General features: G+C 74.5%; 29 protein-coding genes. 18 read left to right on the forward strand and 11 right to left on the reverse strand.

The window, feature by feature from the left end; all coding sequences use genetic code 11:
- Positions 1–21: 21 nt before the first annotated feature.
- Positions 22–1,002, reverse strand: coding sequence for a ribosome small subunit-dependent GTPase A (gene rsgA, locus D7I43_RS14630; protein WP_240032960.1), 981 nt, complete (start codon positions 1,000–1,002; stop codon positions 22–24).
- 118 nt (positions 1,003–1,120) lie between these two features.
- Positions 1,121–2,422 carry a 3-phosphoshikimate 1-carboxyvinyltransferase gene (aroA, locus tag D7I43_RS14635; RefSeq protein WP_120329035.1) on the reverse strand — a complete coding sequence of 434 codons (1,302 nt, stop codon included), beginning with the start codon at positions 2,420–2,422 and terminating at the stop codon, positions 1,121–1,123.
- Between the two features lie 80 nt (positions 2,423–2,502).
- Between aroA and D7I43_RS14640 the strand changes: the two genes are divergently transcribed.
- From D7I43_RS14640 to rsrA, 5 genes are all read left to right on the forward strand, one after another.
- Positions 2,503–3,204, forward strand: a complete 702-nt coding sequence (locus D7I43_RS14640; RefSeq protein WP_120329036.1) for an SOS response-associated peptidase — start codon at positions 2,503–2,505, stop codon at positions 3,202–3,204.
- Positions 3,205–3,430: 226 nt separating this feature from the next.
- Positions 3,431–3,823, forward strand: coding sequence for a WhiB family transcriptional regulator (locus D7I43_RS14645; RefSeq protein WP_120329037.1), 393 nt, complete (start codon positions 3,431–3,433; stop codon positions 3,821–3,823).
- Positions 3,824–3,898: 75 nt separating this feature from the next.
- The gene (locus tag D7I43_RS14650; RefSeq protein ID WP_120329038.1) at positions 3,899–4,516 is read left to right on the forward strand and encodes an alpha/beta hydrolase family protein; all 618 of its coding nucleotides are present in this window, start codon (positions 3,899–3,901) and stop codon (positions 4,514–4,516) included.
- Positions 4,517–4,908: 392 nt separating this feature from the next.
- Positions 4,909–5,718, forward strand: a complete 810-nt coding sequence (locus D7I43_RS14655) for a sigma-70 family RNA polymerase sigma factor (protein WP_120329039.1) — start codon at positions 4,909–4,911, stop codon at positions 5,716–5,718.
- Between the two features lies 1 nt (position 5,719).
- Positions 5,720–6,007, forward strand: coding sequence for a mycothiol system anti-sigma-R factor (gene rsrA, locus D7I43_RS14660; RefSeq protein ID WP_120329040.1), 288 nt, complete (start codon positions 5,720–5,722; stop codon positions 6,005–6,007).
- A 113-nt stretch (positions 6,008–6,120) separates the two neighbouring features.
- On the opposite strand, the gene D7I43_RS34365 is transcribed toward rsrA, so the two are convergent.
- Positions 6,121–6,195, reverse strand: a complete 75-nt coding sequence (locus D7I43_RS34365; RefSeq protein ID WP_370461611.1) for a 50S ribosomal protein bL37 — start codon at positions 6,193–6,195, stop codon at positions 6,121–6,123.
- Positions 6,196–6,440: 245 nt separating this feature from the next.
- Here D7I43_RS34365 and D7I43_RS14665 point away from each other — a divergent pair, with 245 nt between their 5' ends.
- On the forward strand, positions 6,441–6,656 hold the full coding sequence (locus tag D7I43_RS14665; RefSeq protein WP_091068708.1) for a biotin/lipoyl-binding carrier protein: 216 nt from the start codon (positions 6,441–6,443) through the stop codon (positions 6,654–6,656).
- Positions 6,653–7,159, forward strand: coding sequence for a GNAT family N-acetyltransferase (locus D7I43_RS14670; protein ID WP_120329041.1), 507 nt, complete (start codon positions 6,653–6,655; stop codon positions 7,157–7,159). Before D7I43_RS14665 ends, D7I43_RS14670 begins: the two co-directional genes overlap by 4 nt.
- 40 nt (positions 7,160–7,199) lie before the next feature.
- On the opposite strand, the gene D7I43_RS14675 is transcribed toward D7I43_RS14670, so the two are convergent.
- Complete coding sequence (locus tag D7I43_RS14675) at positions 7,200–7,793, reverse strand: TetR/AcrR family transcriptional regulator (RefSeq protein ID WP_120329042.1); 594 nt, start codon at positions 7,791–7,793, stop codon at positions 7,200–7,202.
- Positions 7,794–7,906: 113 nt separating this feature from the next.
- On the opposite strand from D7I43_RS14675, the gene D7I43_RS14680 reads away from it, so the two are divergent.
- Complete coding sequence (locus D7I43_RS14680) at positions 7,907–9,490, forward strand: MDR family MFS transporter (protein ID WP_120329043.1); 1,584 nt, start codon at positions 7,907–7,909, stop codon at positions 9,488–9,490.
- Positions 9,491–9,591: 101 nt separating this feature from the next.
- On the opposite strand, the gene D7I43_RS14685 is transcribed toward D7I43_RS14680, so the two are convergent.
- Positions 9,592–11,415 carry a tetratricopeptide repeat protein gene (locus tag D7I43_RS14685; RefSeq protein WP_240032961.1) on the reverse strand — a complete coding sequence of 608 codons (1,824 nt, stop codon included), beginning with the start codon at positions 11,413–11,415 and terminating at the stop codon, positions 9,592–9,594.
- Between the two features lie 181 nt (positions 11,416–11,596).
- Here D7I43_RS14685 and D7I43_RS14690 point away from each other — a divergent pair, with 181 nt between their 5' ends.
- On the forward strand, positions 11,597–12,628 hold the full coding sequence (locus D7I43_RS14690) for an SIS domain-containing protein (protein WP_120329044.1): 1,032 nt from the start codon (positions 11,597–11,599) through the stop codon (positions 12,626–12,628).
- Between the two features lie 25 nt (positions 12,629–12,653).
- Positions 12,654–14,207 (forward strand): sensor histidine kinase, encoded by a 1,554-nt coding sequence (locus D7I43_RS14695; RefSeq protein WP_120329045.1) that lies wholly within the window; start codon positions 12,654–12,656, stop codon positions 14,205–14,207.
- A 131-nt stretch (positions 14,208–14,338) separates the two neighbouring features.
- Here D7I43_RS14695 and D7I43_RS14705 read toward each other — a convergent pair whose 3' ends face one another.
- The gene (locus tag D7I43_RS14705; protein ID WP_240032969.1) at positions 14,339–15,772 is read right to left on the reverse strand and encodes a glycosyltransferase family 39 protein; all 1,434 of its coding nucleotides are present in this window, start codon (positions 15,770–15,772) and stop codon (positions 14,339–14,341) included.
- Between the two features lie 359 nt (positions 15,773–16,131).
- On the opposite strand from D7I43_RS14705, the gene D7I43_RS14710 reads away from it, so the two are divergent.
- The 4 genes from D7I43_RS14710 to D7I43_RS14720 are packed head-to-tail and all read left to right on the forward strand — an operon-like array spanning position 16,132 to position 19,650.
- Complete coding sequence (locus tag D7I43_RS14710) at positions 16,132–17,844, forward strand: nitrite/sulfite reductase (protein WP_120329047.1); 1,713 nt, start codon at positions 16,132–16,134, stop codon at positions 17,842–17,844.
- Entirely contained in the window at positions 17,841–18,002 is a 162-nt protein-coding gene (locus tag D7I43_RS33045; protein WP_192902156.1) for a hypothetical protein, read from the forward strand. The genes D7I43_RS14710 and D7I43_RS33045 overlap by 4 nt, the downstream gene beginning before the upstream one ends.
- On the forward strand, positions 17,999–18,796 hold the full coding sequence (locus D7I43_RS14715) for a phosphoadenylyl-sulfate reductase (RefSeq protein ID WP_120329048.1): 798 nt from the start codon (positions 17,999–18,001) through the stop codon (positions 18,794–18,796). The genes D7I43_RS33045 and D7I43_RS14715 overlap by 4 nt, the downstream gene beginning before the upstream one ends.
- Positions 18,778–19,650 (forward strand): sirohydrochlorin chelatase, encoded by an 873-nt coding sequence (locus D7I43_RS14720; RefSeq protein WP_420870212.1) that lies wholly within the window; start codon positions 18,778–18,780, stop codon positions 19,648–19,650. Before D7I43_RS14715 ends, D7I43_RS14720 begins: the two co-directional genes overlap by 19 nt.
- Before the next feature lie 99 nt (positions 19,651–19,749).
- Here D7I43_RS14720 and D7I43_RS14725 read toward each other — a convergent pair whose 3' ends face one another.
- Positions 19,750–20,007, reverse strand: a complete 258-nt coding sequence (locus D7I43_RS14725) for a WhiB family transcriptional regulator (RefSeq protein ID WP_076472094.1) — start codon at positions 20,005–20,007, stop codon at positions 19,750–19,752.
- A 440-nt stretch (positions 20,008–20,447) separates the two neighbouring features.
- Entirely contained in the window at positions 20,448–21,398 is a 951-nt protein-coding gene (locus D7I43_RS14730) for a diacylglycerol/lipid kinase family protein (protein WP_120329049.1), read from the reverse strand.
- Between the two features lie 44 nt (positions 21,399–21,442).
- On the opposite strand from D7I43_RS14730, the gene D7I43_RS14735 reads away from it, so the two are divergent.
- Positions 21,443–21,835, forward strand: a complete 393-nt coding sequence (locus D7I43_RS14735) for a hypothetical protein (protein WP_120329050.1) — start codon at positions 21,443–21,445, stop codon at positions 21,833–21,835.
- Positions 21,836–21,914: 79 nt separating this feature from the next.
- On the opposite strand, the gene D7I43_RS14740 is transcribed toward D7I43_RS14735, so the two are convergent.
- Genes D7I43_RS14740 through sodN form a run of 3 tightly spaced genes read right to left on the reverse strand, consistent with a single transcriptional unit; the run spans position 21,915 to position 23,274 of the window.
- Positions 21,915–22,322 (reverse strand): ATP-binding protein, encoded by a 408-nt coding sequence (locus D7I43_RS14740; RefSeq protein ID WP_120329051.1) that lies wholly within the window; start codon positions 22,320–22,322, stop codon positions 21,915–21,917.
- A gap of 32 nt (positions 22,323–22,354) precedes the next feature.
- Positions 22,355–22,873, reverse strand: a complete 519-nt coding sequence (locus tag D7I43_RS14745) for a GNAT family N-acetyltransferase (protein WP_240032962.1) — start codon at positions 22,871–22,873, stop codon at positions 22,355–22,357.
- Positions 22,870–23,274 (reverse strand): superoxide dismutase, Ni, encoded by a 405-nt coding sequence (gene sodN / locus D7I43_RS14750; protein WP_120329052.1) that lies wholly within the window; start codon positions 23,272–23,274, stop codon positions 22,870–22,872. The genes D7I43_RS14745 and sodN overlap by 4 nt, the downstream gene beginning before the upstream one ends.
- A gap of 82 nt (positions 23,275–23,356) precedes the next feature.
- Here sodN and D7I43_RS14755 point away from each other — a divergent pair, with 82 nt between their 5' ends.
- From D7I43_RS14755 to D7I43_RS14765, 3 genes are all read left to right on the forward strand, one after another.
- Positions 23,357–23,707: a S24/S26 family peptidase gene (locus D7I43_RS14755; protein WP_120329053.1), complete on the forward strand. Its 351-nt coding sequence runs from the start codon at positions 23,357–23,359 to the stop codon at positions 23,705–23,707.
- Between the two features lie 142 nt (positions 23,708–23,849).
- Positions 23,850–25,028, forward strand: coding sequence for an NAD(P)-dependent malic enzyme (locus tag D7I43_RS14760; protein WP_120329054.1), 1,179 nt, complete (start codon positions 23,850–23,852; stop codon positions 25,026–25,028).
- Positions 25,029–25,097: 69 nt separating this feature from the next.
- Complete coding sequence (locus D7I43_RS14765; protein ID WP_192902157.1) at positions 25,098–26,060, forward strand: zinc-binding dehydrogenase; 963 nt, start codon at positions 25,098–25,100, stop codon at positions 26,058–26,060.
- Positions 26,061–26,077 lie beyond the last annotated feature (17 nt).

Here is a 26,077-nt window from a genome sequence, read left to right on the forward strand (position 1 = left end):
ACCTAGCCGACCGGGCGCGGCTCACCCGTGGCCGGGCCGTTCGCCGCCGGGCTCGGGCTCGCCACGCGGGTCGCTCTCGCCCGCGCGAGAGGCCAGCAGGCGGCGGTACGAGGCGAGCCGGCGCGGGTCGGCCTTGCCGGCGGCCACCCAGGCGTCCAGCCCGCACGCCGGCTCGTCCGGCGTGTGGGGACAGTTCGCGGGGCAGTCGAGGGTGCCCTCCACCAGGTCGGGGAAGCCGTGCAGCAGGCTGTCGGCGGAGACGTGCGCCAGCCCGAAACTGCGCACGCCCGGGGTGTCGATGATCCAGCCCGGGTCGCCGTCGCGACCCGCGGCCGGCGGCAGGCGCAGCGCCACGGCGCTGGTCGAGGTGTGCCGGCCGCGGCCGATCGCGCTGACCGTGCCGACCGCCCGGTCCGCCTCCGGGACGAGCCGGTTGACCAGCGTCGACTTGCCGACCCCGGAGTGCCCCACGAGCACCGAGACCCGCCCGGCGAGCAGCGACCGCAGCGCGTCCAGCTCCGACTCCGGGCGGATCAGCACGTACGGCAGCTCCAGCTCGGCGTAGTAGTCGAGCACCGCCTCCGGGCCGGCCAGGTCCGCCTTCGTGAGGCACAGCAGCGGTTCGATGTCCGCGTCGTACGCGGCCACGAGGCAACGGTCGATGAAACCGGTGCGCGGGGGCGGGTCGGCCAGCGCGCTGACGATCACCAACTGGTCGGCGTTGGCGACGACCACCCGCTCCAGCCGCCCCTCGGCGGTGGTGGCGTCGTCCTCGGCGGTGCGGCGCAGCACCGACGACCGCTCGGCGATCCGGACGATGCGGGCCAGGGCGCCCGGTGCGCCGGAGGTGTCGCCCACCAGCCCCACGCGGTCGCCCACCACCACCGACTTGCGGCCCAGCTCCCGGGCGCGCATCGCGGTGACCGTGGGGGCGTCCGGCCCGGCACCGGGGAGCACGCAGGTGTAGCGCCCCCGGTCGACGGCGATGACGAACCCCTCCACCGCGTCCGCGTGCCGAGGGCGGGTGCGGGTACGCGGGCGGGACGACCTGCCGGGCCGGACCCGTACGTCGTCCTCGTCGTACTCGCGCCGCCTGGTCGCCAGGGCCGCCCCCGTCCCGTCAGCTCTTGCCGGTCACCATCGCCGACCATAGTGCCGGAAACTCCGGCATGGTCTTGGAGGTGCAGGCGACGTCGTCGAGTTCGATGCCCGGCACGGCGAGCCCCGCCACCGCGGCGGCGTGCGCCATCCGGTGGTCGGCGTACGTGCGGAAGGTGCCGCCCCGCAGCGGGCGGGGCCGGATCTCCAGCCCGTCGCGGGACTCGGTCAGGTCGGCGCCGAGGGCGGTGAACTCCCGCGCCAGCGCCGCGATGCGGTCGGTCTCGTGCCCGCGGATGTGTGCCACCCCGGTGAACCGGGACGGGGAGTCGGCCAGCATGGCGAGCGCGGTCAGCGCCGGCGTCAGCTCGCTGACGTCGGAGAGATCCGCCTCCAGACCGCGGACCGTGCCGGTGCCCCGTACGGTGAGCCCCGCCGTGGAGAGCTGCACCTCGCCACCCATCCGTTGCAGCAGCTCCCGGAGGCGCTCCACCGGCTGGGCGCTGCTGTGCGGCCAGCCGGCCAGCGTGACCTCGCCCCCGGTGACCAGCGCGGCGGCGAAGAACGGCACCGCGCCGGAGAGGTCCGGTTCGATCTCCCAGCCGCGGCCGGTGAGCGGGCCCGGTTCGACGGCCCAGACGTCGGCCTCGGCGTCGTCGACCGCGGCGCCGGCGGCCCGCAGCATCTGCACGGTCATCCGCAGGTGCGGCGCGGAGGGGACGGGCGGGCCGACGTGCCGGACCACCACCCCGCGCTCGAAGCGCGGCGCGGCCAGCAGCAGGCCGGAGACGAGCTGGCTGGAGGCGGAGGCGTCGATCACCACCTCGCCGCCCGCCACCCGGCCGGCGCCCACCACGGTCAGCGGCAGGCTGTCGGGGCCGGCGACGTCGATCCGGACGCCCAGCGAGCGCAGCGCCCCGATGAGCGGGCCGAGTGGCCGCGTGCGGGCCTGCGGGTCGCCGTCGAAGGTGATCCGTCCCTCGGCGAGGCCGGCCACCGGCGGCACGAAGCGCATCACCGTGCCGGCCAGGCCGACGTCGACGTGCGCCGGGCCGACGAGCCGGTGCGGCCGGACGAGCCACCGCTCGTCGTCGCTGATCGACACGTGCGCACCCATGCCGCGCAGCCCGGCGGCCATCAGTTCGGTGTCGCGGGCGCGCAGCGGCCCGGCCAGCGTCGACGGACCGCTGGCCAGCGCGCTGAGCACCAGCGCGCGGGCGGTCATCGACTTGGAGCCGGGGAGGCGCAGCGTCGCCGCCACCGGGTCGGAGGCGGTCGGTGCGGTCCACGGCTGCAGCGGCCGGGTCGCGGTCGTAGTGCCCACGGTTACATTCTGCCGCGTCCGCCCGACGGCGACGCCGGCCGCCCGGCAGTCGGGACAGCCGGCGGGTTAGCGTGTGCGACATGTGCGGGAGGTACGCGACGACCCGGAGCTCGGGTGAGCTGAGCGCCCTCTTCGAGTCGTACGACGACACGGGCGGCCGGCTCGGCCCCGACCACAACGTGGCGCCGACCGACCCCGTGCCGCTGGTGCGGCTCAGCCCGGAGCGGCACCGCACCCTCTCCGTGGCCCGCTGGGGCTTCCTGCCCCACTGGGCCCGCAGCGCCGCCGGCGCCGCGCGGATGATCAACGCCCGCGCCGAGACGGTCGCCACCAGCCGGGCGTACGCGGGGGCCTTCGCCCGCCGCCGCTGCCTGGTCCCGGCCGACGGCTGGTACGAGTGGGTCCGCTCGCCCGACGGCCGGCAGGCGTACTACATGACCCCGCGGGACGGCTCGGTGCTGGCCTTCGCCGGCATCTGGTCGGTCTGGGGCGCCGGCGACGACGCGAGGCTCACGTTCAGCGTGCTCACCACCGCGGCGCTCGGCGAGTTGGCGGAGGTGCACGACCGGATGCCGCTGCTCCTGCCGCCCGACCGTTGGGCGCCCTGGCTGGAGCCGGCGGACGACCCGGCCGCGCTGCTCGCCCCGCCGCCGGCCGACTGGCTCGCCGGGCTGGAGGTCCGCCCGGTCGGCCCGGCGGTGGGCGACGTCCGCAACGACGGCCCGCACCTGACCGCGCGGGTGCCGCTCCCGCGAGAGGCGGAGGATCTGACACTGTTCTGATCGTCGGGGCGCGTCGCCGTCACGCACCGTTCCGGCGCCGCCATCGCCGCGTGCCGATTTGCCGGGGTTGCGGGTGAAACGTCTCCCGGTCGTTCGGTCATCTTCCCGGTAGCCCCTTGTGACGCCCTCCGAAAGTGCGGTAGAACACAGCGCCGTGGCGAGTGTCGATCCGCAGGGGGCGGACGACACCCGCTGATCTTGCTGGTCCCACGGGGGAGGTGGGTGGATGACCCGGGCGCGTATGCCCCGCCCGCATGAGGTGGCCGCCGCACGACGAGATCCGCGGCTGCTCCGCGCGTTGCGCGAGCGGCGGCAGGACGAGGCGTGGCGGACCAGAGGCACCTGCCAGAGCGTCGATCCAGAGACGTTCTTTCCGGCTCCGAACGAGCCCGCCGACGCGGCCGTCGCGCTCTGCCGCACCTGCGAGGTGCAGGGCTCGTGCCTCGCCTGGGCGCTGGAGGTCGGCGACTGCCACGGCGTGTGGGGCGGCACCACGCCCCGGGAACGCCGCGCCATGCTGGTCGCGTGGCGCAGCGAGGTCCAGCCGGATCCGGACGCGGCCGAGGAGGCCGGACCACCGGTCCGCGACCGTCTTCTCGCGCTCGTCCCGCTGGCCTGAGTCCGGGCGCCCGCCGGTCGGGCGCATTCCCCGGGCGGGGCCCGGGCGGTCCGCGGCCGGGTCGACAATGACCCGGTGACAGCGCACGACGAGATCCCGACCCCGCGCGGCCCGGCTCGGATCGACACCGATCTGCCGTCCGGCGCCGCCGCGGCCCTGCTGGTGCTCGGGCACGGGGCGGGTGGCAGCGTCGACGCGCCGGACCTGCTCGCCGTCCGGGAGGCGGCGGTGGCCGCCGGCGTGGCCGTGGTGCGGGTGACACAGCCCTACCGGGTGGCCGGGCGGCGCGCGCCGGCGCCGGCCGGGCACCTGGACGAGGCGTGGATGGCGGTGCTCGCGGTGCTACGCGAACGCCACGCGGACGTGCCCGTGCTGCTCGTCGGCGGGCGGTCCAGCGGGGCGCGGGTCGCCTGCCGTACGGCCCGTGCGGTCGGCGCGGCGGGGATCGTGGCGCTGGCGTTTCCGCTGCACCCGCCCGGCCGCCCGGAGCGCACCCGGGCCGAGGAACTGCGGACCGGCCTGCCGACACTGGTGGTCAACGGCGACCGGGATCCCTTCGGAGTGCCCGACGCGACCGCCGGCGTGACCGTCGTGACCCGGCCGGGGGAGGGCCACGACCTGCGGAGGGACCCGGTCGGCACCGCCGGTGTGGTGCGGGACTGGTTGCGCCTGCACGGCTGGACGGCGGACTGACGCGCCTTCGCCGCCGGTGTGGCCGCCGTCCCGTGGCCGCCCACGCCGGTGGTGGCCGCGGCCTCCCGCCGGTCACCGGCGGCGATCGGCTGTCCGGCCCCGGGGTCGGACGGAGGCGGCGAAGCCGCCGATCCGGGCGGCGATGCGCGCCGGATGAGACCGGGTTGTGGCGGAAAGGGCCCGTTTCCGGCGGCGGCGCAGGGTCGTTGCATCGGATGGTGCCGCTGCCCGGTTCGGGTGGCGGAACCATCCTCCCAGGCCCTTCCTGGTCCCAGCGCCGCCACGCCGGTGCCGGGACCAGGAACGGGGAGCCTCCGCCCGCACGGCGGAATGCGCCGCCTCCGACGAGCGTTGTCAACCCCGGGACGACTTTCTTCGCGAAGGGGGACCGGGTGCCAGTCGAGACACCGAGCCGGGAGCGGGACGACCGGGACGCGCGGCAGCTGCGCCAGCTGCTCGCCGCGCCCGAGTGGCCCGTCACGCCCGACGGCACGGCGGTGAGCGCCAGCACACCGACCGGAAGTGAATCTGCGGGCAGGCCCGTACGCGTATCCTCGGCGGGAAAGCATCCGACGCGAGGGGACGTGCGGTTGACCACCGAGAAGACGGACGAGCGCAGGGCCCGCTTCGAGCGGGACGCGATGCCCTTCGTCGATCAGCTCTACGCTGCCGGGCTGCGCATGACGCGTAACCCGGCGGATGCCGAGGACCTGGTCCAGGAGACGTACCTGAAGGCGTACGCCGCCTTCCACCAGTTCGAGCAGGGCACCAACCTGAAGGCCTGGCTCTACCGGATCCTGACCAACACCTACATCAACTCCTACCGCAAGCGGCAGCGCCAGCCCGTGCAGGCGCCCACCGACGAGATCACCGACTGGCAGCTCGCGGAGGCGGAGTCGCACACCTCCAGCGGTCTGCGCTCCGCCGAGACGGAGGCGCTCGACCGGCTGCCGGACAGCGACGTCAAGGAGGCCCTCCAGCAGCTGCCGGAGGAGTTCCGCCTCGCGGTCTACCTCACCGACGTCGAGGGCTTCTCCTACAAGGAGGTCGCCGACATCATGGGTACGCCGATCGGCACGGTGATGTCGCGCCTGCACCGCGGGCGGCGTAATCTGCGCAAGCTGCTGGAGCAGTACGCCCGGGAGCGCGGCTTCAGCGCCGCCACCAAGGGCTCGACCGCTTCCGCCGGCCGGGAGGTGTGACGTGGGCTGTGGAGAGCCGCACGAGACGGACTGCCGCGAGGTGCTCTCGGAGGTCTACCTCTACCTCGACCTGGAGTGCGCCGAGGAGCGGCGGACGCTGATCCGGCACCATCTCGACGAGTGTGGGCCGTGCCTGCGTGAGTACGGCATCGAGCAGGAGGTCAAGGCGCTGGTGGCGCGTTGCTGCGGCAACGAGACCGCGCCCGAGCAGCTACGCGAGCGGCTGCGCGTGAAGCTCACCGAGCTGGTGGTCTTCGAGACGACCGAGTCACGCGAACTGGCCGATTGAGCCGTACCGGAACGGACACGACGGTGGCCCGGGTCGAGCGTCGACCCGGGCCACCGCCGTCCCGGCACCGGCCGGGGAGCTGACTGCCGTCGGCGGGAGCACCCGCCGCGAGGTCAGGAGTTGGGGCGCTTGCCGTGGTTGGCGGCGCTCTTCTTACGGGCCTTCTTCTTGCGGGCCTTCTTCGCCATGGTGACCTCCTCGTGATGGCCGGATCCGGTTGACGACCTCGGCGCCGGCGCACCCACCGGCGGCCCCGGCACCGGGTCCGACCCGCTGATGCTAGTGCGACCCCTGCCGTCCGCGGCGGGCCGGGGCGGAAGCGGCGCGTACCGCGGTCCGCGGCCCCGCGTTGGACCCGGCCGCTCGGCGCCCGCGCCGTCCGACCGCATGATTGGATACGTCGGCAGGCAACCGCGAGAGGGAGGGCCGGGAGATGGCCGAGGAGATCCGCGCCGAGATGGTGGCGAACGTCTGGAAGGTCGTCGCGTCCGCCGGGGACACGGTGTCCGAGGGGGACACCCTCGTGATCCTCGAGTCGATGAAGATGGAGATCCCGGTCGTCGCCGAGTCCGACGGCGTCGTGCAGCAGCTCGCGGTCAACGAGGGTGACGTGGTGCAGGACGGCGACCTCATCGCGGTGATCGGTTGACCGGGCTCCGGGTCCGCCCCGCGACGCCGGCCGACTTCGCGGCGATCGCGCGACTGACGGTCGCCGCGTACGAGGCGGACGGGCAGCTCAAGGGCGAGCACGGCTACGGCACGGTGCTCGCCGACGTGGCCACCAGGGCGGAGAGCGGCGAGGTGCTGGTCGCCGAGGACGGGACCGGGGCGGTGCTCGGCTCGGTGACCTTCGTGCTGCCCGGCACCCGGTACGCCGAACTGTCCGGCCCCGGCGAGGCCGAGTTCCGGATGCTGGCCGTCGACCCGGCGGCGCAGGGGCGGGGCGCCGGCGCGGCACTGGTGCGGGCCTGCCTGGACCGCGCCACCGAGCGGGGCTGCTCGGCCGTGGTCATCTGCGTACGCCGCGGGATGGCCGAGACCGCGCAGCGGCTCTACGAGCGGATGGGCTTCGTCCGTACCCCGGAGAAGGACTGGTCACCCGTCGCCGGGGTCGAGTTGCTGGCCCTCCGCCTGGAACTGCCCCCGGCCTGATCCGGGACACGCCCGGCGGCCTCGCTGGGGCGTGCGACCCTCATCGCGGTTCGGCGCCCTCCCGCGCGTCCGGTTCGCCGATCTTCGCGAGCAGCTCGTCGGCCACGTCGAGGGCGATCTTCCGGCGTTCGGCGTCGGTGATGTGCGGCGTACGCACGGCGAACCAGCTGCTGTGCACCGCGAAGAGCGAGAGCGCCGCACGCAGTTGCGCCGCCGGCGAGTCGTCGCCGCGGCAGAGGGCCGTGGCGAGCCGCATCATCCGGCCGCGCATCTGCTGCCCGGCGGCCAGGTTCTTGAGCACCGTCTGGTTCTGCTCGAAGAAGCGCATGACCGAGGGGTGGTCGTCGGTGAACATCACGTCGGCGTACCGCGCGATCAGCTCGCGCCGCGTCTCCCGGGTGGCCGGCTGCGACTCGGCCCAGTCCACGAGGGCGTCGATCCGTTCCACGCGGTCGACCACGAAGCTCGTGACGATCTCGTCCTTGCTCTTGAAGTGGTAGTAGAGCGCCGCCTTCGTGACGTTCAGCCGCTCGGCGATCTCCCGTAGCGAGGTCTTCTCGTAGCCCTGCTCGGTGAAGAGTTCCAACGCGACGGCCTTGATGCGTTCCCGCGTGCCGCCTGTGCTCGCCTTCACCCATACCACCCAATCGACTTGACCCGGTCCGCCAACTAGCTTACCGTCCGGCAAGTAAGGAAACTAGCCGGCCGGCAAGTAAGTCGGTCCTGTGCTTCGGGGGGAGCTTACCGATGAGTCAATCAAGCCAGGTCGCGGTGCGACCCAACGTACGGGTCGTGCTCTTCGGCCTGATGATCGCGATGATGCTCGCGATGCTCGACAACATGATCGTCAGCACCGCGCTGCCGCGGATCGTCGGCGAGTTCGGCGGCCTGGACCACTTCACCTGGGTGGTCACCGCCTACGTGCTGGGCACCACCGTCTCCACGCCCATCTGGGGCAAGCTCGGCGACCTCTACGGGCGCAAGTCCGTCTTCCTCACCTCGGTCGGCATCTTCCTGGTCGGTTCCGCGCTGTGCGGCATGTCCGGCTCCGGCTTCCTCGGCGGCCAGGGTGACGGCATGATCCAGCTGATCGCCTTCCGGGCCGTCCAGGGCCTGGGCGCGGGCGGCCTGATGGTCGGCGTGATGGCGATCGTCGGCGACCTCGTGCCGCCGCGCGAGCGGGGGCGCTACCAGGGCATGATGGCCGGCGTCATGGCCGTCGCCATGGTCGCCGGGCCGCTGGTCGGTGGCTTCATCACCGACCACCTCTCCTGGCGCTGGGCGTTCTACGTGAACCTGCCCCTCGGCGGCGTCGCGCTGGTGCTGCTGATGGCCACCCTGCACCTGCCGAGGCACCGCACCGAGCACCGGATCGACTGGCTCGGCGCCGCGCTGCTCTCGGTCGGCATCACCGCGATCGTGCTGATCACCACCTGGGGCGGCAACGAGTACGCCTGGGGCTCGCCGCAGATCCTCGGCCTGGCCGCCCTCGCCGTGGTGTCGGGGATCGCCTTCGGGTTCGTCGAGCGGCGGGCGGCCGAGCCGATCCTGCCGCTGGGCCTGTTCGCCAACCGCAACTTCGCGCTGATCTCCGTGATCGGCTTCCTGCTCGGCTTCGCGATGTTCGGCGCCATGAACTTCCTGCCGCTGTACCAGCAGACGGTGCAGGGAGCCTCGGCCACGAACAGCGGCCTGCTGCTGCTCCCGCTCATGTTCGGCATGCTCGTGGTCTCGCTGGTCGTCGGCCGGGCGATCACCCGGACCGGTCGCTACCGCGTGTACCCGATCGTGGGTGGCGTGGTCATGGCGGCCGGCATGGGCCTGCTGACCATGCTGGACGTGGGCACCAGCAAGCTGGAGTCCTCGCTGTTCATGGTCGTGCTCGGCGTCGGCATGGGCTTCCTCATGCAGACCTCGATGCTCATCGCGCAGAACAGCGTTGCGCAGAAGGACCTGGGCGCGGCGAGCGGCGCGGCGACGTTCTTCCGGTCGATCGGCGGCTCGTTCGGCATCTCCCTGTTCGGCGCAGTCTTCGCCAACCGGCTCGCCGACTCGGCGGCGGGATCGGCGTTCGGGGGCGGCGGCGAGAGCGGCGGCCGGTTGGACCTGGAGCAACTCGCGAAGCTCCCCGCCCAGGCGCGTGAGCTGGTGCTCGCCGGCCTCGCCGACGCCATTTCGCACGTCTTCTGGTGGGCGGTGCTCGTCGCCGTGGCCGTGCCGGTGCTCGCCTGGTTCGTCAAGGAGATCCCGCTGCGCACCACCAACGAGCCGGTCCAGCCGACCTCGGAGGACGAGGCCGAGGCCGCGCTGGGCAGGGCCCCCGTGGCCTGAGTTCCCCGACCCCCCTCATGCGGTGATCATGAAGTTGTTGCCTCTTCACTCGGCGTGTCGCGGCAACAACTTCATGATCAACCCGCTCTGGCGGGTGGGGATCAGGGGCGCGGGCGGCGGGTGGGGGCCAGGCGGCGCCAGAGGCGGGCCAGCGGGTTGCGCGGGCGGGGCACCGGAGCGCCCCCGCCGAGCAGCCGGGTGGCGAGCGCACGGGTCTGCGCGTCCAACGCCGGGGTGGCCAGGGCCAGGTGGGCCAGGGACGTGGCGATGGGCACGGTGCGGGCCCGGGCCGCGTCCGCCGCGTCGGCGAGCCGCTCGGCCACCACGCGTGCCACCTCGGGCCGGACCGCCGGATCGACCCAGGCCGCGGTGACCAGGGCGAAGAGCGCCGCCTCGGTGATCCAGTCCTCCACGCCCCAGACCAGGTCCAGCAGCACGCCGCGCCGGGTGGAGTCCGCCCACGGCTCGTCGGTGCGGTGGTGCAGCAGCCCGAGGCAGGCCCAGACCTGCACGCAGCGCACCCAGAGCGTCGGGTCCTGCCCGGCCAGCACCCGGCCGACGGCGGTGGCCGGCGGCGCGGGCGGGTGCACGAGCAGCCCCACGAGGTCCGGCAGCTCCAGGGTGGCCAGGCCGACCGCGGCGTCGTAGGCGGCCGGCGGGTGCGGCCACGCCGGGTGCGCGATCTGCCGGAGCCGGTCCGCGGCCGCCGCCGACGGTGGCGGGACCGCCGGCGCGGGCGTGGCCCCGTCGTAGCGCCAGAGCACGCGCCCGCCGGGCCGCCGGGGCTCGCGCGCGGCCGGTCCGGCCACGTCGACCCGCATCCCGGGCATCGTGGCGGCGACCGTCCGCAGGGCGCTCGGCGGCGGCGGGTCCGGCAGGCGTACGACCGCGCCGGCGCCCCCGTGGTCGTCGACGGCGGCCCGGCGCAGTGCGTCCACCACCGGCCCGGCGGCGGGGGTGACCTGCCCGAGCCACGGCCGGCTCCGGCAGCACTCGGCCAGGTCGCCGTGCTCGTGCGTGTCGTCGGGGTGGTCCCGCACGAAGTCGGCGAGCGCCACCAGGTGCGCCACGGCCCCGTCGCGCAGGAAGCGCAACCGGTGCGCGGTGTGCACGGCGCAGTCGAAGGTCGGGTCGCGGTCCAACGCCCGCTCGGCCCAGCCGAGCGCCTCGTCGAGCCGGCCCACGTCGGCGAGGGTGCCCGCGATGTCGGCGTAGACGGCGAGGTCGTCGGGGTCGTGCTCGACCGCCCGGCCGAGCGCCGCGAGTGCCTCCCGGGTCCGGCCCGCGCTGCGGTACGCGTACCCGAGCCACACCTCGCCGAGCTTCGACGGCTCCGCGCGTACGCCCCGGGCGGCCCAGCGGACCGCCAGCGCGACCTCGCCGACGCGCCGGGCCAGCGCGGAGGCCGCGCCCAGCAGCAGCGCGTGCTCCGGATGGACGGTGACCGCGTTGCCGGCCAGCGTGAGGTACGCGGCGAGGGCCGGCCGGCCGGCGCGCGGCACCGGGTCGGGGACCGCGGCGCAGACCTGCATGAGGATCCGCGCGGCGTGGTCCGGCGTGATCCGCTCGGCCAGCTCGGGCGCCGTCACCCAGGGCACCCCGGCCCAGTCGACCTGCGGCGCGTACGCGGTCGCCGCGGCGAGCAGGTCGAGCCCGTCGTCGGGGTGGCCGGCGGCCGCCAGGAGGTGGGCCCGCGCGACGGCGGCCCCCACGAACGTGTGCTGGTCGAGCGGGAAGAGGTCGACGCCCCCGCCGCCGGCCGCGGCGAGCCGCGCGAGCGTCTCGTGCACCTCGGGCAGGGTGGGTGCCTGCGCCAGCGCCGCGGCCACGTGCGCCGCCGCGTGCTCCAGGTCGCCTTCTTCGAGCGCCAGCCGGGCCAGGGCCAGCTCCTCCGCGACGGGAAGCGCGGAGTTCTCCTCGGGCACGTCGTCCTCTCGTCGTCGGTGCGGGCCGGGCCAGCCTAGGTGATGTTGGGGCGTCATGGTGATCATCTGCGCACTACTGCTCGTTCAATTGCTCCAGCCGGCCCAAAGGTGCAAGACTGAGCAGGAAACGCGCGGCAATCGCGCAGTGGGAGGAGTTTCCGTGACGCGTGCAGGGGCCGGGATGGCCGCCGACATCGACGAGCAGCCGGCCGGCTACGAGCGGCTGCTCTCCACCGAACACGCCGGGGCCATCGCCCGCGTGGCGGCCACCATCGCCGAACGCCGACCGCGGCACGTGGTGTTCACGGCCCGGGGCACCTCGGACCACGCGGCGCTCTACGGGGCGTACCTCACCGAGATCCGCCTCGGCCTGCCCGCCGGGCTCGCCTCGCCCAGCGTGGTGACCGTCTACCAGGCGCGTCCGGACCTGTCCGACGCGCTGGTCGTCGGTGTCAGCCAGAGCGGCGGCTCACCGGACCTCACCGAGGTGCTGCGGGTGGCCCGGGCCTCCGGCGCGCTCACCCTCGCCGTCACCAACGCGCCGGACTCGCCGCTCGCCGACGTCGCCGAGCTGAGCGTGGACATCGCGGCCGGGCACGAGCGGGCGGTGGCGGCCACCAAGACGTACACGGCCGAGCTGCTCGCCCTCCTCCTGCTGGTCGAGGGGATCCGGGCCGGTGACGGGGTGCTGCCGGCCGAGGAGCGGGAGGCACTCGCGGCGCTGCCCGAGCTGGCCGCGCGTACGCTCGCCGACCCCACCCCGGCGCAGCTCGCGCCCCGCTACCGGTTCGCCGCCCAGCTGGTCACCACCGGCCGCGGGTACGCCTACCCGACCGCCCGGGAGGCCGCGCTCAAGCTGATGGAGACCTCGTACCTGCCGGCGCTCGCGTTCTCCGGCGCCGACCTGCTGCACGGCCCGCTCGCCATGACCGACCCGGACGTGCCGGTGCTCGCCGTGGTCGGCTCCGGGCCCGGCGGGCGCTCGATGGGCGAGGTGCTGCCCCGGCTGGGTGAGCGCCGCGCCGACGTGGTGGTGGTCGGTTCGGCCGACGTCGAGGGGGCGACCCGCATCGCCGTTCCGGAGGTGGACGAGCGGTACGCGCCGCTGCTGGACATCCTGCCGCTGCAACGGCTCGCGCTGGCCCTCGCGCTGGCCCGCGGTGAGGACCCGGACGCGCCGCGCGGGCTCAAGAAGGTCACCGCGACGATGTGAGGCGCCGCGTGGCACGCTGGTCTCCGTGTCCACGCTGCGCGACCTCGCCGAGGAGCACACCCAGCTCCGCCCGGCGGACATCGACCACCTGCACCGGATCGCCGGAGACTGGCAGCTGCTCTCCGACATGTCCTTCGCCGACCTGCTGCTGTGGGTGCCGGTCGACACCGAGGGGACGTTCCTCTGCGTGGCCCAGGTCCGCCCGACGACCGCGCCCACCGCGTACCAGGACGACCAGGTGGGCCGGATCGTCGGCGGGCCGGAGGTGGCGCACCTGGAGGTGGCGTACCGGCAGGGCCGGATCTGGCGTGAGGGCGACCCCGTCTGGTACGGCGACGTGCCGGCCCGGCACGAGGCGATCCCGGTCCGGCTGCGGACCGCCGACGGGGAGGCCGGCGAGGTGGTGGCCGTCGTGGGCCGGGACACCAACCTGTCCACCGCCCGTACGCCCAGCCAGCTGGAGCTGAACTACCTCACCACGGCCGACGACCTGGCCCAGATGATCGCCGACGGCACCTTCCCGCCACCCCGGCACCCCGGCGAGACCACCTCGGCCCCCCGGGTCGGCGACGGACTGGTCCGGTTGGACGCGAACGGGAAGGTCACGTACGCGAGCCCGAACGCCCAGTCGGCGTACCGGCGGCTGGGCTACGCCTCCCACCTCGTCGGCGAGGACCTGGCGGCGCTGCACCGCCGGCTCGCCAACGACCCGCTGGAGGGCACCGACGCGGCCAACGCCGTGCTCGCGGCGCTGCGGGGCGACGCGCCGCCGCGCCGGGAGATCGACGCCCGGGGCGCCACCGTGCTCACCCGGGCGCTGCCGTTGATGCCCGCCGGTGTGCCGATCGGCGCCCTCGTGCTGGTCCGCGACATCACCGAGGTGCGGCGGCGGGACCGCGCCCTCATCACCAAGGACGCCACCATCCGGGAGATCCACCACCGGGTGAAGAACAACCTCCAGACCGTCGCGGCGCTGCTGCGCCTGCAGGCCCGCCGGGTCGCGATGCCGGAGGCCCGGGTCGCCCTGGAGGACTCGGTCCGCCGGGTGGCCTCCATCGCGCTCGTGCACGAGACCCTCTCGATGTCGAGCGACGAGGCCGTCGAGTTCGACACGATCGTCGACCGGGTGGCCAGCGCGGCCGCCGAGGTCGCCGCGACGGAGGTGCCCGTCGGCATGCGCCGCAAGGGCAGCTTCGGGGTGCTGCCCGCCGAGATCGCCACGTCCCTCGTGATGGTCCTCAACGAGCTGCTGCTCAACGCCGTCGAGCACGGGTTCCCGCCGGCCGACCCGGGCGAGGAGGCCGAGGCCCCGCCGGCGTCCGGGCCGGAGCCGGAGGTGGTGGTGTCGGCGCACCGGTTCCGCAAGCAGCTGCACGTGACGGTGACCGACAACGGGCGCGGACTGCCCGCCGGCTTCGACGCCGCCGGCGGTGGGAACCTCGGCCTGCAGATCGTGCGGGCGCTGGTCACCGGGGAGCTGCGCGGCAGCATCGAGCTGCGGGACGCCCCCGACGGTGGCACCGAGGCCGTGCTCGTCGTCCCGCTGGCCCGCAACGCCGAGGGCCGCTCGCCCTCCTGACCCCGGCGGGATCCGGTTCCGGTCGCGGGACCCTGCCCCGACGCCGACGCCGACGCCGACGCCGACGCCGACGCCGACGCCGACGCCGACCATCCGGCCACCCCGCCACCAGCCTCGGGCGGGCGCACCGGTCAGCGGGTCAGCAGCGCCACCGTGAGGCCCGGGCGCTGCCAGACCTGGCGCACCGTGAACCCGTCCCGCAGGGCGGCGCCCTTCGCGCCGGTCACCGCCGCCACCGGATCGGTGCGCCGGCCGGACACGACGAGCCAGACCCGGGGCACGCCGGCCAGGCACTCGGCGGGTCGGTCGCACTCGGCGGCCCAGAGGTCGCCGCGGCGGGCCGGCCCCTCGACCAGCAGCGCGTCGCGCGGAGTCCGGTCGCGCAACCGGTACTCCACGCCGAGGTCGAGGAAGAGCCAACTGTGCCGGGGGGAGTAGACGACGGCGTCCCCCGGGCGCTGCCCCGCCGCGATCACGTCGGCCGCGCCCCGGTAGTCGATCCGCGCGCTGCGCGGCCACTCGTGCGTACGCCGCAGCGCGGCCTGGTCGGGCAGGCCCAGCAGCCCGGCCAGGACCAGCACGGCCAGCGCGCCGGGCAGCGGCACCGCCGCCAGGGCCGCGCCGGCCAGCAGGCAGGCGAACGGCACCACGAAGACCAGGTAGCGGGGGACCCACAGGGGTACGACGAGCCCGGCCGCGAACAGCAGGAGCACCGGCAGCACGACCGCGCACCCGGGCAGCAGGGCCCGCCGGCCGAGCCGCGCGGCGCCGAGCGCGGCGAGCCCGACGAGCAGACCGCCCACGGCCGTGCTCTGCGCGACGCCGCCGGGCAGCGTGACCAGGTCGACCGGGCGCACGAGGTCCACCCACTCCAGTTGCCGTCCCCGCTGTCCCCGGGCGACCAGGACGAGCGGCGCGACCAGCACGAGCGCCGGCGCCACGGCGGCCAGCCACCACCAGCGCCGCCGTCCGGGGCCGCCGGCCGGGTCGGCGCCGGTGCCCGCGAGGACGGCCACCGCGTGGGCGGCGAGCAGGGTGAGGGCTATGAGGTGGGTCAGCCCCAGGGCGGCGAGGGCCACCGCGTAGCCGGCCCAGCGCGCCCAGCCCGGCCGCCGCAGCGCCTCGACGAGGAGCAGGGTGGCGAGCACGGCGAACAGCGTCGCCAGGGCGTACGGGCGGGCCTCCTGCGCGTACCGGGAGGTGCCGGGCAGGAGCGCGAAGAGCAGGCCGGCGAGCAGCCCGGTCCGTGCCCCGACGAGCCGCCGGCCGAGGACGGCCGTGAGGGCCGCCGCCCCGGTCATGGCCAGCGCCGAGGGCAGCCGGAGCGCGGCGACCGAGTCGCCGGCGAGCGCCACCCAGCCGTGCATGAGCAGGTAGTAGGGGCCGGTCGCCGCGTCGATGGTCCCCGCCAGCCGGAACAGGTCGCCGACCGACCGGGTGGCGGCGCTCCAGGTCGCGAGCTCGTCCCGCCAGAGCTGGGCCCCGGTGAGCCCCGTCCCGGTCACCACGAGGGTGAGCAGCGCCGGCGCCAGCCAGACCGCCGCCGTCCGCAGGCTGTGCGGCAACCGGGCCGCGTCCCGGGTCGCCCGACGGTCGGACAGATCGGCCACGGGTCGAGCCTCGCACAACGGCGCCGAGAGCCTGCCCGTGATGTGGGATCCGGCACGCGCTCGTTGGAAGGCCCGCGCCGGGTGTGGCAGCATGACGGGCATGACTGCCGCCGTCGTGCGTCGCTTCGTGGCCCGCCGCCACGTCGACTACGGCCGCGTCCGCAGCGCCATCTGTCCGGCCCACTGACGACGCCCGACCCATCCGTCTCGGGCGCGCTCCGCGCCGGCTCTTCCGACATCGTCGTCTCCAGCCCGTCCTGACGGGCCGCCGTCGCGTACGCGCCCCCATCCAGGCCCCCACGGAGGACGCCGCGATGGCCGTCAGCACCGCTTCCACCCGTCCCGAGGACCCGACGACCCGTTCCGCGCGGACACCGCGCCGCCCCCGCGGCGAGGGCCAGTGGGCGCTCGGCCACCGCGAGCCGCTCAACGCCAACGAGCGGACCAAGAAGGACGACGATCCGCTGAACGTGCGCGCGCGGATCGAGAACATCTACGCCCGCCGCGGCTTCGCCGCCATCGACCCGGCCGACCTGCGCGGCCGGTTCCGCTGGTGGGGCCTCTACACCCAGCGCAAGCCGGGCATCGACGGCGGCCGTACGGCCGTGCTCGAACCGCACGAGCTGGAGGACGAGTACTTCATGCTCCGGGTGCGGATCGACGGCGGCCAGCTCTCCCTGGCCCAGCTGCGGACGATCGCCGACGTCTCCCGCGAGTTCGCCCGGGACACCGCCGACATCACCGACCGGCAGAACGTCCAGTTCCACTGGGTCCGGATCGAGGACGTGCCGGAGATCTGGCGGCGGCTGGAGTCGGTGGGCCTGCAGACCACGGAGGCGTGCGGTGACTGCCCCCGGATCGTGCTGGGCAGCCCGGTGGCCGGGGTGGCCGAGGCCGAGGTGGTCGACGCGACCCCGGCGATCGACGAGATCGTCCGCCGGTACGTGGGCAGCCCCGAGTTCTCCAACCTGCCGAGGAAGTTCAAGACCTCGATCTCCTGGTTGGTGGACACCCCGTACGAGGCGAACGACATCGCGTTCCTCGGGGTGGAGCACCCCGAGCACGGCCCCGGCTTCGACCTGTGGGTCGGCGGCGGCCTCTCCACCAACCCGATGCTGGCGCAGCGGCTGGGTGTCTGGGTGCCGCTCGCCGAGGTCCCCGACGTCTGGGCCGGCGTGGTCGGCATCTTCCGCGACTACGGCTACCGGCGGCTGCGCAACCGGGCCCGGCTCAAGTTCCTCGTGGCCGACTGGGGTCTGGAGCGGTTCCGGGAGGTGCTGGAGAAGGAGTACCTGGGCCGGGCGCTGCTCGACGGTCCCCCTCCCGAACTGCCCGGACGGCCGATCGACCACCTCGGCGTGCACCGCCAGCGCGACGGCCGCTGCTACGTCGGGGCCGCGCCGGTCGTCGGCCGGGTCTCCGGCGGGCAGCTCGCGCGGCTCGCCGACGTGGCGCAGGCGCACGGCAGCGACCGGGTACGCCTCACCCCGTACCAGAAGCTGCTGGTGCTCGACGTGGCGCCGGAGCGGACGGAGTCGCTCGTCGGCGCGCTGCGGGAGATCGGCCTGGAGGCCCGGCCGTCGGCCTGGCGGCGCGGCACGATGGCCTGCACCGGCATCGAGTACTGCAAGCTTGCCATCGTCGAGACCAAGGCCCGCGGCGAGGAGCTGGTCACCCGGCTCGAACAGCGGCTGCGGGACTTCGACGCGGACATCTCCATCCACCTCAACGGCTGCCCGAACGCCTGCGCCCGCACGCAGGTCGCCGACATCGGTCTCAAGGGCCAGCTCGTGATGGGCCCGGACGGGCGCCAGGTGGAGGGCTTCCAGGTGCACCTCGGCGGCGGCCTGGGCATGGCCGCCGGGCAGACGTCCGGCTTCGGCCGCAAGCTGCGGGGCCTGAAGACCACCGCCGAGGACCTTCCCGAGTACGTGGAACGGCTGGCCCGCCGCTACCTGGCGGGCCGGCGCGAGGGCGAGCCCTTCGCCCAGTGGGTGATCAGAGTCGACGAGGAGGAACTGCGGTGAGCGGCGAGAACCGAGCGGCACCCCTGTACTGCCCGTACTGCGGCGAGGAGGACCTGCGGCCGAACGAGTCGGGCCACGGCGCCTGGGAGTGCCACGCCTGCGCCCGCGTCTTCACGGTCCGGTTCACCGGGCTGCTCAGCCGGGCGGTGGCCCGGTGAGCGCCGCGCCCGCCCGCGACCGGAGGGGGGCGGCGAGCCTCGTGTCGGCGGCGGACCTCGGTCTGGTCGGGATCGGCGGCCCAGCGCCGGCCGACCCGGACCGGCGGGACCCGGAGGAGCTGCGCGCCCTGGCCGAGCAGGCCGGCCGTGAGCTGGAGGGCGCCCCGGCCCTGGAGATCGCCCGCTGGGCCGGGGAGACCTTCGGGGACCGGTTCTGCGTGACCAGTTCGATGGCCGACGCCGTCGTCGCCCACCTGGTGTCCCGCGTCGTGCCGGGGGTGGACGTCGTCTTCCTCGACACCGGCCTGCACTTCCCGGAGACGCTGCGGGTACGCGACGAGGTGGCCCGGACCCTGCCGGTGAACGTGCGGTCCGTCCGGCCGCGGCTCACCGTGGGCCAGCAGGACGGCCTCTACGGTCCCCGGCTGTTCAACCGTTCCCCGGACGACTGCTGCCAGCTGCGGAAGGTGGAGCCGCTGGAGCGGGCGCTCACCGGGTACGACGCGTGGGCCACCGGCCTGCGCCGCGACGAGTCGCCGACCCGGGCGAACACGCCGGTGGTCGGGTTCGACGCCCGCCGCGGCAAGGTGAAGGTCAACCCGATCGCGACCTGGACGCAGGCCGACGTGGACCGCTACATCGCCCGCTGGAACGTGCCGGTCAACGAGCTCTTCAAGCAGGGGTACGGCTCGATCGGCTGCTGGCCGTGCACCCGGCGGACCCGGGCGGGCGAGGACCCGCGCGCCGGCCGCTGGGCGATGTTCGAGAAGACCGAGTGCGGACTGCACGTCTGACCCGGCCGGTCCGCAGGTTCCCGGCCGGGGCGGCGGCGGGCGCCTGGGCCGACCCCGTGGTCCTGGTCGCGCACGGCAGCCGTGATCCGCGGGCTGCCGAGGCGACCCGGGCGCTGGTCCGGGCGGTGTCGGCCGCCCGGGTCGGCACCCCCGTGTCGGCGAGCTGGCTCGACCACACCGAGCCGGCGCCCGCCGAGGCCCTGCGGGCGCTCGCCGCGGCCGGGCACCGGCGGGCGGTGCTGGTGCCGTTGCTGTTCACCGCCGCGTACCACCGCCGCGTGGACGTGCCGGCAGCGGTGGCGGCGGCCCGCGAGAGCGCGCCGAGCCTCACCGTACGGGTGGCCGACGTGCTCGGCCCGACCGGCGACGAGGTGGACCCGGGGCTCCTCGCCGGCCTGCGGCGCCGGCTGGCCGAGGCGGACCCGGGCCGGTTCGACGCGCTGGTGCTGGCGGCGGCGGGCACCCGGGACGCCCGGGCGCGGGGCTCGGTGGGCCGGGTGGCCGCCGCGCTCGGCGCCGGTCTGGGTGTGCCGGTCCGCGTGTCGTACGCCTCCGCGGCGCCGCCGTCGGTGGATGCGGCGGTCGCCGGGCTGCGCGCCGACGGGGCGCGGAGGGTCGCGGTGGCCGCGTACTTCCTGGCCCCCGGCCTCTTCCACGACGCGGTGGCGGCGCAGGCGCGCGAGGCGGGGGCGGTGGCCGTGTCGGCCCCGCTCACCGACGCGCCGGAGCTGGCCGACCTGGTGCTGCGCCGGGTGGACGCCGCGCTGGGCGCGCCCCGGGTCGTCACGCCGGCGGCGGTCGGCGGCGCGGGGGCCGGTCGTGCGGCGGGTGGCGCGGGCCACGTGGCGGCATGACGCCGGTCGCGCCGCGCGCGGTGGTCGGGGCGACCGGGCCCGGACAGCAGAACGCCCCGCAGGGTGGTGACCCGGCGGGGCGTACGGCTGTGTCGGTGGTCAGGCGGAGTGAGCGCGCAGCACGCGGAGGCCACCGCGACGCTTGAGGGCGCGGCGCTCCTCCTCGCTCATTCCACCCCAGACGCCCGCGTCCTGACCCGACTCGAGCGCCCACTGCAGGCACTGGTCGGTTACGGAGCAGCGCCGGCAGACGGCCTTGGCCTGCTCGACCTGCAGGAGAGCCGGACCGGACGTCCCGATCGGGAAGAACAGCTCCGGGTCCTCGTCGCGGCAGACAGCATGGTGACGCCAGTCCATGGCGGCAACACTCCTCATTCTGGATGGGTGGCAGATCGTGCTTTGGTGCTTTTCCTATATGCGTCCGCAGCGCCGGTCGTGACGGTTCGCGTCCGACTATTCGGCAGTGCGTGAGCAGGCTGTTGGCCCCGGTGACCTGCTGGAAGAACCCGGCGGGCCGAGCTTGTCCAGGCAATGTCCCGGCAACTCAAGTTCGCTTGTGAATACTTTCACGAACTCACACAATGTCAAGGGTGACGCTCAGAAAAACTCCGCGCGGTGAGCAAGCCCACAACCCATTTGTCCGGGTTCCCGAGGTGTCTGGTTACCCGCAGTACCACAGTCGAGGATCAATATAGTACGGTCCACGTGACATTGCTGACATTTCCGGCACCTGCCCTTGGCGTGGCGGCTCCGCGTCCCGTACGGCGCCGCGGTCAACCTCTGGCAGTACCCGCGACCTAGCAGATTACTCTCAGTGCCGCAGGCACGGATGCAAATCTCACCTTCTCTCGCTCGCCCAGGTAGTCGCCGTCCAGCTGGAACGCCTGCGGGCGGCTCGCGAGGAGCGTGAACTCGGCGACGTCGTGCAGCCGCAGCACCTGCCGGCCGTGCGGATCGGGCCGCCGCGAGAAGAACTGGGTGACCGTCCGTGTCGTGCTGGGCACCCGGAGCTGCCGCAGCGCCAGCACGTCCAGGCCGAGGTCGAAGGAGGCGTCCGGGTTCGGGTTGATCTCCCGGTCGCCCAGGTACGTCCACGGCGCCGTGTTCTGGATGATCACCGTGGCCAGTTCACCCTCCACCGCCTCGCCGGGCCGATCCAGGCGGATGGCCGGGTGCCGCCGGTCGGACGCCAGGAAGTACTGCTGGACCGTGGCGCGCAGGTACAGACTCGGGCTCGACACGCGCCCCCGGCGGCGGGCCTGCTCGACCCGGTGGATCACGGCGGCGTCCAGGCCGAAGCCCGCGCAGAACGTGAAGTAGCGGTCGTCGGCGCGGCCCAGCCCGATCGTCCGGTAGCGCCCCAGGCGGAGCGCCTCCAGGATCATGCTGGTCCCCTCCGGCCACTCGCGTGGCAGGCCCAGCGCCCGGGCGAAGACGTTGGTCGAGCCGCCCGGCACGGTGGCCAGCGCCGGCAACCGCTCGGCCGGCGGCAGCGCGTCCGGCCCGGCCGGGAGCTGCGCCGTCAGGAGACCGTTGACCACCTCGTTCACGGTGCCGTCACCACCGAGGGTGACGACCACGTCGACCCCCTCCTCGGCCGCCGTACGGGCCAGCGCGGTCGCGTGCCCGCGCCGGCGGGTGTAGCGCACGGTGAGGTCGACTTCGCTGCGCAGCGCCCGGACCAGCACGTCCCGGGCACGCTCGCTGGTGGTGGTGGCCTTCGGATTGACCACCAGGACGGCCCGCATGGGCGGCACTGTACTCCCCGGTAGCCCGGGTATCGTGGCGTCCCGTGACCACCGACTCCGACCCGATCCCCGTCACGCTCCGCTGGGCGGTGCGGCTGCTGCGCGGCGAGGCCGTCGCCGTGGGGCTGGTCGCCCTCTGGCTCGTCTGGGCCGACCTGACCGCCGAGACCACCGTCGGGCTGACCTCGGCGTTGCTGGTGACGGCGTTCGCGGTGGTCGGGGCGGTCGCGCTCTGGGCGCTCGGCGGCGCGCTGGCCCGCTGCCGGGCCGGCGCGCGAGCCCCGGCGATCGTGCTCCAGTTGATGCTGCTGCCGATCGGCTGGTACATGATCCAGGGCGGGCTCGGCTGGCTGGGCGTACCGCTCATGGCGCTCGGGATCGGGGTGAGCGCGCTGCTCGTGAGCCCCGCCACCAACCGGGCGCTCGGCTTCTCCTGACCGCCGGGCCGAGGCGCCGGTGGCGCGCCGGCACGATGCCGGCGCCGGGCCGCCGGCATTCGGCGCCCGGCCGCCGGGGTCAGTAGCCGGTGGAGCGGCGGGTCAGCAGCGAGATGGTGGCCCGCCCGTCGCCGGCCGTCGCGGACGCCGAGGTGGTCAACGCGGTGAGCACCTTCCAGGCGAAGGACGACTCCGCGGGAAGCGTGGCTCCGGGGACGGTCGGCACGGTCACCTCGACGGTCAGCGCGTCCTCGGTCACCGAGAACCGGCACTCCAGCTCGGCGTCGGGGGTGGCGATGGCCAACAACATCGCGCAGGCCTCGTCGACGGCGATGCGGAGATCCTCGATCTCGTCGAGGGCGAACTGCAACCGGGCCGCGAGGCCGGCGGTGGCGGTGCGGAGAACCCCCAGATAGCCGCCGTCCGCGGGCACGGTGAGGTGCACGACGTCGTCGTCGGTGGCCCGCTGGCCGGTCAGTTGAGTCACCACTCATCCCCCCGGTCGGGGACTCTACCCGCTCAGCCGCCCGGACGGGCGCGGGCGGGTGCCCGCGCGGCGAGCCGGTGGAGGGCCTCGCCGCTCAGCCGGTAGGGAAGCCACTCGGTCATCCGCTCGGCCCCGATGGCGGCGTAGAAGCCGGCCGCCGGATTCCAGTCGATCATCGACCACTCCAGCCGCCGGTAACCGCGTTCGACGCAGATGGCGGCGAGCGTGGCCAGCAGCATCCGGCCGGCGCCCGTGCCCCGCGCGGCCGGGCGGACGTACAGGTCCTCCAGGTGGATGCCGTGCACACCGGCCCAGGTGGAGAAGTTGAGGAACCAGAGGGCGAAGCCCACCGGCTCGTCACGCCCGTCGACGGCCACGTGGCCGTACAGCGCGGGCGCCGGACCGAACAGCGCGGCCGTGAGCTGCTCGGCGGTGAGGTGGCACTGCTCGGGTGCGCGCTCGTACGCGGCCAGTTCGTGCACCATCGCGACGACGGCCGGCACATCCTCGGGACGTGCCGGCCGGATCGTCGGTGTGGCCCCGGGGGTCACGCCTTCTTGGTCTCCCAGAAGATCTTGGCGATCTCGTCGATCTTCTGCAGCAGCTGGTCGGCGGTGGCCGGGTCGAGGCTGCCCTTCACACCGCCGGAGCCGGCGAGCTTCGTGGCCTCGTTGAAGAGCTGGTGCAGCTGCGGGTACTTCTCGAAGTGGGTGGCCTTGAAGTAGTCCGTCCAGAGCACCCACAGGTGGTGCTTGACCAGCTCGGCCCGCTGCTCCTTGATGATGATCGCGCGGGTGCGGAACTCCGGGTCGGTGTTCGCCTGGTACTTCTCGCAGATCATTTTCACCGACTCGGCCTCGATGCGCGCCTGGGCCGGGTCGTAGACACCGCAGGGCAGGTCGCAGTGGGCGCTCGCCGTGACACGGGGCGCAAGGATGCGTGGAAGTCGCATCGGGATCCTCCATGGGAAGTTTGCGATGATCCAAGACGACATTACTCCTGGACCGGCTCCCCGACGGGCTGGAGGTGAAACCATGGGCCCCCGTCACCCGGCGGAGCCGCACCGGCTGCGGTGGCCGCTGACCGCCGTGCTCGTGACCGGTCCGTCCATGGCGCCGACGCTGCGGCACGGGGACGCCGTGCTCGTCCGTCGTGGCGGCCGTCCCGTCCGTCCCGGCGACGTGGTCGTCGCGGTCTTCCGGGCCCGTCCGGACCTGCTCGTGGTCAAACGCGCGGTGCGGCCGCAGGACGGCGGCTGGTGGTTGCGCGGCGACAACGACCTCGTGACCGACGACTCCCGGGCGTACGGCGTGGCCGACGTGCGGGGTCGCGTGGTGGCGCGCTACTGGCCGCGCCCCGGCCGGGTACGGTCGCGCCCGTTATGACCCTGCTCACATCCGGGGGGCACCTCCGACACTATGCTCGGAAAGTGCCCGGGTGACCCCCTGCACCGCGTGCCACCGCACGGCGCCCACCTCGCGCCCGAGCCGGCCGCCCCGTCTGCTCGACAGATTCCTGGAGTCACCAATGCCTTCGTCCACCGTGGACCCTGCCGATCCGGTCTTCCGGCTGCACCGGGGCGGCAAGATGGCCGTCGCCTCGACGGTGCCGCTCACCAGCCGGGAGGACCTGTCCCTCGCGTACACCCCGGGCGTCGCCCGGGTCTGTGAGGCGATCGCGGCCGACCCGGCCCTGGCCGCCGACTACACCTGGGCCTCGCACACGGTCGCCGTGGTGACCGACGGCTCGGCGGTGCTCGGCCTCGGCAACATCGGTCCCCGCGCGGCCCTGCCGGTGATGGAGGGCAAGGCCGTGCTGTTCAAGCAGTTCGCCGGCGTCGACGCCGTCCCGGTCTGCCTGGACACGCAGGACGTGGACGAGATCGTGGCGACCGTACGCGCCCTCGCGCCCTCGTTCGGCGGGATCAACCTGGAGGACATCAGCGCGCCCCGCTGCTTCGAGGTGGAGCGCCGGCTCGACGACGCGCTGGACATCCCCGTCTTCCACGACGACCAGCACGGCACCGCCATCGTGGTGCTCGCGGCGCTGCGCAACGCCGCGACGCTGCTCAACCGCAAGCTCGGCGACCTGCGCGTCGCCGTCAGCGGCGCCGGCGCGGCCGGGGTCGCGGTCACCAAGATGCTGATCGCCGGCGGCGTGGACCCCGACCGGGTGGTGGTCTGCGACTCCCGGGGCGTCATCGGCCGCCACCGGAGCGACCTGACCGGCACGAAGGCCGAGCTGGCCGCGACGACCAACGCCGACGGCCGCGCGGGTGACGTCACGGAGGCGCTGCGCGGCGCGGACGTGCTGATCGGCGTCTCCGGCGGGCAGATCCCGGAGTCGGCGGTGGCCGGCATGGCGCCGGGCGGCATCGTCTTCGCGCTGGCCAACCCGACGCCGGAGGTGCACCCCGAGGTCGCCGGCCGGCACGTCGCGATCGTCGCCACGGGCCGCAGCGACTACCCGAACCAGATCAACAACGTGCTCGCCTTCCCCGGCGTGTTCCGCGGCGCGCTGGACGCCCGGGCCACCCGGATCACCGACACGATGAAGGTGGCCGCCGCCGACGCCATCGCCGGGGTGGTGGCCGAGACGCTCACCGCCGAGGCGATCGTCCCGTCGCCGCTGGACCCGCGGGTGGCCCCCGCCGTGGCCGAGGCGGTCGCCGAGGCGGCCCGCCGCGACGGCGTCGCCCGCGCCTGAGGTGTGAAGGGGCCGCTCCCGCGCCTCGTGCGGGCCGGCCCCTTCTTAACGGGCGCTCAGCTTGTTACGGTGCCGACCATGCGTGCCGCCTTCGCCACCCGCTTCGACGACGCCAACCCGCTCGCCGCGCTCGCCGTGGGGGAGCGGCCGGAACCCGCGCACCCCGCCGACGACTGGGTGACCGTGCAGGTGCGGGCCAGCTCGCTCAACCACCACGACCTGTGGTCGCTGCGCGGTGTCGGCCTCACAGAGGCGCAGCTGCCGATGATCCTCGGCTGCGACGCCGCGGGCCTCGACCCGGAGGGGAACGAGGTGGTGGTCTACCCCGTCGTCCCCACCCCCGGTGACCCGCGCGGGATGTCCATCCTCTCCGAGCACTTCCCGGGGACCCTCGCCGAGCGCGTGGCCGTGCCACGGGCGAACCTGGTGCCGCTGCCCGAGGGGCTGACGCTGACCGACGCGGCCTGCCTGCCCACCGCGTGGCTGACCGCCTGGCGGATGCTCACCACCAAGGGGCGGGTGGACGAGGCCGAGGCCGTCCTCGTGCAGGGCGCCGGCGGCGGGGTCGCGACGGCGGCCGTGGCGCTCGCCGTGGCCATGGGCAAGCGGGTGTACGCGACCAGCCGCGACGCCGGCAAGCGGGAGCGGATCGCCGCGCTGGGCGCGACGGCCGTCGAGTCCGGCGCGCGGCTCCCGGAGCGGGTGGACGTGGTCATCGAGACCGTGGGCGCGGCCACCTTCGACCACTCGATGAAGTCGGCCGCGCCCGGCGCCCGGATCGTCGTCTCCGGGGCCACCTCCGGGCACGAGCCGAAGGTCAACCTGCGCCGCGTCTTCGCCATGCAACTGGAGATCGTCGGCACCTCGATGGGCACCCCCGGCGAGTTGTACGACCTGCTCGCGTTCTGCGCCGACCGGCAGGTCCGCCCGGTGGTCGACAGCGTGGTCCCGTTCAGCAAGGTCGAGGAGGCGTTCGCGCGCCTGCACGGCGGCGAGGTCTTCGGCAAGATCGTCGTCGACCACACGGCCTGACCCGGCGGCGCCCGCCG

The organism is Micromonospora globbae, assembly GCF_003610785.1.
GTDB lineage: Bacteria > Actinomycetota > Actinomycetes > Mycobacteriales > Micromonosporaceae > Micromonospora > Micromonospora globbae.

Coding starts and splice junctions, on each gene's coding strand:
- D7I43_RS14640 (WP_120329036.1), top strand. CDS start 2,503: ATGTGCGGGAGGTACGCGACGACCCGGAGCTCGGGTGAGCTGAGCGCC.
- D7I43_RS14645 (WP_120329037.1), top strand. CDS start 3,431: ATGACCCGGGCGCGTATGCCCCGCCCGCATGAGGTGGCCGCCGCACGA.
- D7I43_RS14665 (WP_091068708.1), top strand. CDS start 6,441: ATGGCCGAGGAGATCCGCGCCGAGATGGTGGCGAACGTCTGGAAGGTC.
- D7I43_RS14680 (WP_120329043.1), top strand. CDS start 7,907: ATGAGTCAATCAAGCCAGGTCGCGGTGCGACCCAACGTACGGGTCGTG.
- D7I43_RS14690 (WP_120329044.1), top strand. CDS start 11,597: ATGGCCGCCGACATCGACGAGCAGCCGGCCGGCTACGAGCGGCTGCTC.
- D7I43_RS14710 (WP_120329047.1), top strand. CDS start 16,132: ATGGCCGTCAGCACCGCTTCCACCCGTCCCGAGGACCCGACGACCCGT.
- D7I43_RS14725 (WP_076472094.1), bottom strand. CDS start 20,007: ATGGACTGGCGTCACCATGCTGTCTGCCGCGACGAGGACCCGGAGCTG.
- D7I43_RS14730 (WP_120329049.1), bottom strand. CDS start 21,398: ATGCGGGCCGTCCTGGTGGTCAATCCGAAGGCCACCACCACCAGCGAG.
- sodN (WP_120329052.1), bottom strand. CDS start 23,274: ATGCGACTTCCACGCATCCTTGCGCCCCGTGTCACGGCGAGCGCCCAC.
- D7I43_RS14755 (WP_120329053.1), top strand. CDS start 23,357: ATGGGCCCCCGTCACCCGGCGGAGCCGCACCGGCTGCGGTGGCCGCTG.
- D7I43_RS14760 (WP_120329054.1), top strand. CDS start 23,850: ATGCCTTCGTCCACCGTGGACCCTGCCGATCCGGTCTTCCGGCTGCAC.